Genomic DNA, 7784 nt, shown 5'->3' on the forward strand with positions numbered 1-7784 from the left:
CTGCCGCTCGGCGACCACGACCAGGCCCTCCGGCTCGCCGGACCGCGCGGCCGTCACCACGTCGGCGTTGGTCGAGCCGGTCTCGGCCAGCAGTTCCAGCCGCCGCCACGGCCCGTGCGGCGCGACCAGCGCGCGGCGCAGCCGGGCCGCCGACAGCGGCGGGCGGTCCAGGTCGGTGTACGGCGAGCCGGGCATCCCGCCAGCCTACGGCGCGGGGTGAGGCGCACTGCACAACCTCACGCACCTGAACCATCGTTATATTCCACGGGTGACTACCGAGACCGGGATCAACATCCACACGACCGCCGGCAAGCTGGCGGACCTGGAGCGACGGCTCGACGAGGCGGTGCACGCCGGGTCGGCACGCGCGGTCGAGAAGCAGCACGCGCGGGGCAAGAAGACCGCCCGCGAGCGGATCGAGATGCTCCTCGACGAGGGCTCCTTCGTCGAGCTGGACGAGTTCGCCCGACACCGTTCCACCAACTTCGGGCTGGAGAAGACCCGCCCGTACGGCGACGGCGTGGTGACCGGCTACGGCACCGTGGACGGCCGGCAGGTCTGCGTCTTCGCGCAGGACTTCACCGTCTTCGGCGGCTCGCTGGGCGAGGTCTTCGGCGAGAAGATCGTCAAGCTGATGGACCTGGCCATGAAGATCGGCTGCCCGGTGGTCGGCATCAACGACTCCGGCGGCGCGCGGATCCAGGAGGGCGTCGCCTCGCTCGGCCTCTACGGCGAGATCTTCTTCCGCAACGTGCGGGCCAGCGGCGTCATCCCGCAGATCTCCCTGATCATGGGCCCGTGCGCGGGCGGCGCGGTCTACTCCCCGGCGGTCACCGACTTCACCGTGATGGTCGACCAGACCTCGCACATGTTCATCACCGGCCCCGACGTGATCAAGACGGTCACCGGCGAGGACGTCGGCATGGAGGAGCTGGGCGGCGCCCGCACCCACAACGCCCGCAGCGGCAACGCGCACTACCTCGGCACCGACGAGTCCGACGCGATCGAGTACGTCAAGGCGCTGCTGTCGTACCTGCCGTCGAACAACCTGGACGAGCCGGTGGTGTTCGACGCGCCGGCCGACCTCGACATCACCGATGAGGACCGGGAGCTGGACACGCTGATCCCGGACTCGGCCAACCAGCCGTACGACATGCACCGCGTCATCGAGCACGTGCTCGACGACGGCGAGTTCCTGGAGGTGCAGCCGCTCTACGCGCAGAACATGGTGATCGGTTTCGGCCGGGTCGAGGGCCGTCCGGTCGGCGTGGTGGCCAACCAGCCGATGCAGTTCGCCGGCACGCTGGACATCGCCGCCTCGGAGAAGGCGGCCCGCTTCGTGCGCACCTGCGACGCGTTCAACGTCCCGGTGCTGACGTTCGTGGACGTGCCCGGCTTCCTGCCCGGCACCGGCCAGGAGTGGGACGGCATCATCCGCCGGGGCGCGAAGCTCATCTACGCGTACGCCGAGGCCACCGTCCCCAAGGTCACCGTGATCACCCGCAAGGCGTACGGCGGCGCGTACGACGTGATGGGCTCCAAGCACCTCGGCGCGGACCTGAACTTCGCGTGGCCGACCGCGCAGATCGCGGTGATGGGCGCGCAGGGCGCGGTGAACATCCTCTACCGCTCCGAGCTGGCGAACGCCGAGGACCCGGCCGCCGTCCGGGCCGAGAAGATCGCCGAGTACGAGGACACGCTTGCCAACCCGTACATCGCCGCCGAGCGCGGATACGTGGACGGCGTGATCCCGCCGCACGAGACGCGTACCCAGATCGTCCGCGCGCTGCGGGTGCTGCGCACCAAGCGCGAGACGCTGCCGCCGAAGAAGCACGGCAACATCCCGCTGTGACCACGGCGTCGGCGCCCCCGCCGGGAGAGCGGCGGGGGCGCCGACGTGTCAGCAGCCGGGATGGGCGGCGACGCACATCCGCCGGACCGCGACCCGGGAGAGTTCCCGCAGCTCCGCCTCGCTGCCGCCCACCCTGGTCGAGAGCACGGTGACGAGGTCGCCGACCCGCACCACCGCCTGCTCCCTCGGCCCGCTCCCGGCACCGATCGACGCCCCGGTGTCGAGACGCCGGGCCTGCTCGACCGTGTGGCGCAGGATCACCGACTCGTCACCGGCGAATCCCCGGTCGACCTCCTGCCAGGAATGGACGACCTCGGCCTGCACCGTCCGGTCCCGCAGTTGCACCGGGCCGGTGGCCCGCCAGGTGCGGCAGGGCGCGAGCAGCGCGGGCAGCCCGGCGAACAGCCGCTCCCCGTCCTCCGGCGCGAGCCGGTGGAGGTCCTGCGAGGCCAGCACCTGCCCCTCCGGCTGCCCGCCGGTGCCCCGCCGCTCCCGGACCAGGCTCACCGACCGCGAGTAGCGGGACGTCGCCCACTGCGTGCCCAGTCCCTGGTCCTGCCGGCAGACCTCCAGCATCCGGTCCAGCCGGATCTCCTCGCCGAGGTTCGCCTCGCTCCACGGCGTGGTCACGGCCGGCCGCAGGTCGGACGGTTGCAGCAGCGCCTCGGTGGGCACGTCGGTGGCACGCCACGGAGTCGCCGACGGTCCGGCCGCGGCCGGCGCCGGTGGGGCCCCACGGTCGGCCGCCACGAACGCGGCCCCCGAGGTGAGCGCCAGCACCGCCGCAGCCGCGGCGGCCACCGTACGGCGGCTGCGGCGCCGGGCGCGGGCCCGCAGCTCGGCCGGTTCCGCCCACCGGACGGAGTGCAGCTCCCGTTCCAGCAGGTCGATGAACGCCAGGTCGTCGTCACGCATCGGCGGGCTCCTCCAGATCCACGACCGTGAGCAGTTCGGCCAGGGCGGCACGCCCTCGGGACAGCCGGGCCTTGACCGTGCCGACCGGGGCCTCGGTCGCCCGGGCCACCTCGGCGACCGGCATGCCGACCAGGTAGTAGAGCGCGATGGCGACGCGTTGCTCCTCGGGCAGCCGCCGCAACGCCGCCACCACCTCGACCGTGTCGGTGTTCGGGCCCGGCACGCTGTCCTCCGCCCCGTGTCGCAGGTAGGCCCGGGCCCGGCTGCGCAGGCTGCGCCAGCGGCTCACCGCGATCCGGCTCGCCACCACCCGCAGCCAGGCCTCCGGGTCGTCGTAGCCGCGCACGGTCGACCAGCGCTGCCAGGCCCGGATGTACGCCTCCTGCACGGCGTCCTGCGCCTCGGCGAGGTTGCCGGTGAGCACGTAGACGAAGCCGAGCAGCCGTTGCCGGCTCCCCCGGTAGAACTCGTCGAACCCGTCGACGTCCGGCACCTGGTACCTCCCCCGTGACGGTCGCAGGGGAGACGCCTGGCGCACCGGGTGCGGTTGCCCGCTCAGCCCACCAATTTCTCCAGCTCGGCGAGCGGGAAGCCGCCGGCCGGGATCCGGTCGCGGACCGCCCGGCGGATCGCGACCTGCACCGCCGCGTTGACCGGGGTGGGCACCCCGTGCAGTCGCCCGAGCAGCACGATCTCCCCGTTGATGTGGTCGGTCTCGACCGAGCCGGCGCCTCGGGCCAGGCTCTGCCAGGTGGAGCCGCCGGCGCGGTCCTCCCCGTCGACCGGCCGGTAGGCCACCAGGTCACCGCGTTCGGTGGCCTCCTCGTCCCGGCTGGTGTGCGGGATGCCGGCGGCGGCCAACGCCGCCTCGCCCTCGGCGCGTACGCGTGCCGACAGCGACTCCGGAATGTCCCGGCCGAGCAGCGCCTGGAGGCCGTTGCCGAGGTTGACCAGCAGCTTGCCGTACTTCCAGCGCATCACGTCGTCGCGGACCGGGGCGACGAAGCCGGCGGCGGTCAGGTCGGCCGCGACCGCCCGGCTGGTGTCGTCGGCGCCGCTCGGGTAGCGGCCGAGGTGCAGCATGCCCGGGTGCGGGTGCCCGTTGGCGACGACCACGCCCGGCTCCAGGTGGGTGGCGGGCAGCCAGACGCAGACCGGGTGCACCCGGGCGAACAGCCGCAGCGCGGCCGGCTCGTTGGCCACGCCGTTCTGGGCCAGCAGCACCGGCAGCCGCTCGGCGGCCGTCCCGCCGCCCTCGACCGGCGCGTCCGCCCACGCGGACAGCGCCGCCACGGTGTCCTGCGACTTGACCGTGAGGACCAGCACGGTGTCGGCGGGCAGGGGCGCGCCGTCCGGTCCGGCCGCCGTCGACAGCCGGCCGGTCACCGTCCGCTCCGGCGTCCGCAGCGTCAGGCCCCGTTCCCGCACCGCGTCCAGGTGCGCGCCGCGCGCCACGAGCGTCACGTCCCGACCAGCCTCTCCGAGGAGTACGCCGATGGTGCCGCCGACCGCGCCCGCCCCGATGATCACGTATCGCATCCGTCCGATTCTGCCCCGACGCGGCGTGGGCCGCTGTCCGGCGTGGCCGGGAGCGCGATCGCCGTGCCGGGCCGGGTCAGGCGGTGAGGCCGACGTCGGCGAGGAGCGGACCGGTCAGCAGCAGCGTGCCGGCGACCAGCGCGCCGAGCGCCACCAGCAGGAAGAACCCCACCCAGAACAGCGGCGGGAACGGCGTCAGCCGGGCGAGCTGGTCGGCGTCCGACTGGGGCATCCGGCCCCGGCTGCGCTGGCGGCGCAGCTCGAAGACCGGCCGCACGCCGCCGACGAGCAGGAACCAGATCGAGGTCCAGGCGAAGGCGGCCTGCACCTCGGGCGGGGTGTACCAGGAGACGGCGAGCACGATGCCGCCGGTGACCAGCAGCGACAGCGCGCCGAACAGGTTGCGGATGAGCACCAGCATGGCCAGCAGCAGCGCCACCGCCAGCCAGAGCAGCAGCGTGATCCGATTGCCGGCGAGCAGCCACGCGCCGCCGAGGCCGAGCAGCGACGGCGCGACGTAGCCGGCGAGCAGCGTGAGGATCATGCCCGGCCCGTCGGGACGGCCGGCGGAGACCGTCAGCCCGGACGTGTCCGAGTGCAGCCGGATGCCGTGCAGCTTGCGGCGGGTGAGCAGCGCCATCAGCGCGTGGCCGCCCTCGTGCGCGATCGTCACCGCGTTGCGCGCGATCCGCCAGGTCCGCCAGACGGCGACCACCGCGACCGCCACGACGGCGGTGAGCACCACAAGCAGCGGCGGCGGGTCCGGTTGGGCGCTGGTCAGCGTGTCCCAGAGCGTGGTCAGGCCGTCGATCAGGGGCATGGGCGGGGAGCCTACCGCCCCGAGCCGTGTCGTTCGACCGGCCCGACCCGGGGAGAGGTCACACTGGCCGGTGCAGGCGCGAGCGGAGGTGCGGCGGTGGTTTCGTATGTGGGTCCGTTGACCGAGGCCGACTACCTCGCGTCGGCGGACGGCCGTCATCGCATCGAGCTGTTCGACGGCGGCCTGGTCGTGAGCCCGGCGCCAGGTCCACGGCATCAGCTCGTGGCGCGACGACTGGCGAACTCCGTGGAGCTGGCCGCCGAACCGGCCGGGCTGTTCGTCCACGGCGCCGTCAACGTGCGACTGGGCGTCGACCGGATCGTCATCCCGGACCTCGTCGTCACGGACGATGCCGATGATGACGGCGTGGTCCTCGACGGCAACCGCGTGGCACTCGTCGGGGAGGTCGTCTCACCGGGCAACGACGCCGTGGACCGGGTGCTGAAGATGCAGCTCTACGCGATCGCCCGGATCCCGTTCTACTTGCTGGTAGAGCAGGACGGCGACAGCCATTCGCTGCGGCTGCACCGGCTCGACGGGGGCCACTACGTCGAGGACGCCGTGGCCAAGGCCGGTGAGACGCTCAGCGTCACCGAGCCGTTCCGCTGGGCGATGGACCCGGGCACCCTGCGCTGATCCGCAAACACCCGCCACCTGGGACCACGACAACCGTCGATGAAAATTTCCTTGCACGCTATTGCGATCTAGGGCACTTAGCTCCAAAGATGGGCGTCAATCAGTAGACGTCCTCTGGAGGCATCCATGGCCCACACCAGGTTCTCCGTACGCCGGCTGTTCGCCGCCGGCCTGACCGTCGCCGCCACCGCGGCCGCGGCCCTCGTGGCGACCGCCGGACCGGCCGCCGCCGCGACCACGCCCGGGATCGACGTCTCCCGCTACCAGGGCAGCATCAACTGGACCAGCGTGCGCAACGCGGGCATCCAGTTCGCCTTCATCAAGGCCACCGAGGGCACGAGCTACAAGGACCCGAACTTCAACTCCAACTACGTCAACGCCTACAACGCGGGTGTGATCCGGGGGGCGTACCACTTCGCCCGGCCCAACATCTCCGCTGGCTCGACCCAGGCCAACTACCTGGCCAGCAACGGCGGCGCCTGGTCGGCCGACAGCCGCACCCTGCCGGCCGCGCTCGACATCGAGGGCAACCCCTACAGCGGGGGCTACTGCTACGGCCTGAGCACCACCGGCATGCGCAACTGGATCCAGGACTTCCTCAACACCTACCGGTCCCGCACCGGCCGGTACGCGGTCATCTACACCACCACGAGCTGGTGGAACCAGTGCACCGGCAGTTGGACCGGTCCGTGGGCCAACCACCCGCTGTGGCTCGCCCGCTGGGCCAGTTCGCCCGGCACCCTGCCGGCCGGTGCCCCGGTGTGGAGCTTCTGGCAGTACACCAGCACCGGCAGCGTCTCCGGGATCAGCGGCAACGTCGACCGCAACTACTGGAACGGTGACCGGAGCCGGCTGATCGCCCTGGCCAACAACACCTGACCCGCATCCGTCGCCGCCGGGACCGCCTCGTCACGGGGCGGTCCCGCTGTCGTCGTACCGTCGGGGTCGTCGTCGCCCGGTCAGGCCCGGCGGCGTGCGGTGGCCGGCACGGGCACCGCCGTCCGGCGGGTCCAGCGCCACGCCGCCACCCCCGCGAGGGTCAGCGTCAGCACGCCGAGGATCGCGACCGGCGCGGACAGGCCGGCGCTGATCAGCAGCAGTACGACGTCGCCGAGCGCGACCAGCATCCACAGTGCCAGCCGGGTGCCGGTGTCCCTGCGTCGGTAACCCATGTCGCACCTCCTTCCGTCGTCAGGGATGTTCATACCCCCGAGGACGGAAAGCCATGCGAACACGTTTCGTGCGGGCGGGATTCCTGGGTCAGTTGACGCGGTCGGGCTTGAAGCCCTTGGTGATGACGTCGAAGGCGGCGAGGTTGGCCTCCCAGTCCTTCGCCGGCACCTCCCAGCGCAGCGCGTAGCCCCGGTTGCTGGCCGTCGCCACGCCCCGGTTGCGCACGTGGAAGCGCGTGCCGTTGTCACGCGTCTCCAGCCAGTCCCAGTCGGCGCAGGTGCGGTAGTAGCCCTTGCAGGGGACGATGTCGACCAGCTGGTAGTTGCTGACCCGCGAGCGCCGGTACGGCTCCTGCTCCCGCCAGTCGGCGAGCGCGTCCTTCTCCGGCCGGTCCGTCCACTGCATGAACAGCACCCGGCGGGCACCGCCGGTCTCGTAGAGCACGACCTGGTTGTTGCCGGGCCGGGCCTGCCAACCGTTCGGGATCGGGACCTGGAAGCCGTTCGAGCCCTTGTAGTAGCGCCAGCCCGCCGGGAGCACGAAACCCGAGGCGGACGGGCTGGCCGACGGCGACGGACTGGTCGACGGGCTGCTCGACGAGGCGCTCGCGCTCGGCGGGGCGGCGCTGGCGCTCGGCGCCGGCGGGGCCGCCGACCCGACCGAGGTGCCGGCGTTCGGCTGACCGCCGTCACCGGAGTCGTCGCCGTTGTTGAGCAGCGGCAGCGCCACCGCCAAGCCGACCAGGAGCACCAGCACCAGCGCGCCGATGAGCAGGTTGCGCCGGTTGGGCGCGGTCTTCGTCCCGGGCAGCACGGTGGCCCGCCCGGTCGACGGCGCGGGGCTGACCGG

Annotated in this window: 8 protein-coding genes and 2 pseudogenes; 3 read left to right on the plus strand and 7 right to left on the minus strand. The window is 72.6% G+C overall.

Translation table 11 applies throughout. The features are described from left to right. A pseudogene (locus HUW36_RS20820) lies at positions 1-195 on the minus strand (biotin--[acetyl-CoA-carboxylase] ligase); the annotation flags it as partial. A 73-nt stretch (positions 196-268) separates the two neighbouring features. Here HUW36_RS20820 and HUW36_RS20825 point away from each other — a divergent pair. Further along, positions 269-1852: an acyl-CoA carboxylase subunit beta gene (locus HUW36_RS20825; protein ID WP_174529702.1), complete on the plus strand. Its 1584-nt coding sequence runs from the start codon at positions 269-271 to the stop codon at positions 1850-1852. Positions 1853-1900: 48 nt separating this feature from the next. Here the strand turns inward: HUW36_RS20825 and HUW36_RS20830 are convergent, their stop codons facing one another. The 4 genes from HUW36_RS20830 to HUW36_RS20845 all read right to left on the minus strand — a co-directional run bounded on the left by HUW36_RS20830 (position 1901) and on the right by HUW36_RS20845 (position 5126). Then, on the minus strand, positions 1901-2767 hold the full coding sequence (locus HUW36_RS20830) for a hypothetical protein (protein WP_174529703.1): 867 nt from the start codon (positions 2765-2767) through the stop codon (positions 1901-1903). Continuing rightward, positions 2760-3260 (minus strand): SigE family RNA polymerase sigma factor, encoded by a 501-nt coding sequence (locus HUW36_RS20835; protein ID WP_174529704.1) that lies wholly within the window; start codon positions 3258-3260, stop codon positions 2760-2762. The genes HUW36_RS20830 and HUW36_RS20835 overlap by 8 nt, the downstream gene beginning before the upstream one ends. A gap of 62 nt (positions 3261-3322) precedes the next feature. Next, positions 3323-4306, minus strand: coding sequence for a ketopantoate reductase family protein (locus tag HUW36_RS20840; protein ID WP_174529705.1), 984 nt, complete (start codon positions 4304-4306; stop codon positions 3323-3325). Between the two features lie 76 nt (positions 4307-4382). Further along, positions 4383-5126: a M50 family metallopeptidase gene (locus HUW36_RS20845; RefSeq protein WP_174529706.1), complete on the minus strand. Its 744-nt coding sequence runs from the start codon at positions 5124-5126 to the stop codon at positions 4383-4385. 96 nt (positions 5127-5222) lie between these two features. Here HUW36_RS20845 and HUW36_RS20850 point away from each other — a divergent pair, with 96 nt between their 5' ends. Both HUW36_RS20850 and HUW36_RS20855 read left to right on the plus strand, forming a co-directional pair. Beyond that, on the plus strand, positions 5223-5762 hold the full coding sequence (locus HUW36_RS20850; RefSeq protein WP_174529707.1) for a Uma2 family endonuclease: 540 nt from the start codon (positions 5223-5225) through the stop codon (positions 5760-5762). 126 nt (positions 5763-5888) lie between these two features. Continuing rightward, positions 5889-6641 carry a GH25 family lysozyme gene (locus HUW36_RS20855; protein WP_091582155.1) on the plus strand — a complete coding sequence of 251 codons (753 nt, stop codon included), beginning with the start codon at positions 5889-5891 and terminating at the stop codon, positions 6639-6641. 80 nt (positions 6642-6721) lie between these two features. Here the strand turns inward: HUW36_RS20855 and HUW36_RS20860 are convergent, their stop codons facing one another. Continuing rightward, on the minus strand, positions 6722-6934 hold the full coding sequence (locus tag HUW36_RS20860) for a hypothetical protein (protein ID WP_174529708.1): 213 nt from the start codon (positions 6932-6934) through the stop codon (positions 6722-6724). An 88-nt stretch (positions 6935-7022) separates the two neighbouring features. Continuing rightward, a pseudogene (locus HUW36_RS20865) lies at positions 7023-7784 on the minus strand (serine/threonine protein kinase); the annotation flags it as partial.

Source organism: Micromonospora maritima, assembly GCF_902825405.1.
In the GTDB taxonomy this organism is placed as follows: Bacteria; Actinomycetota; Actinomycetes; order Mycobacteriales; family Micromonosporaceae; genus Micromonospora; species Micromonospora maritima.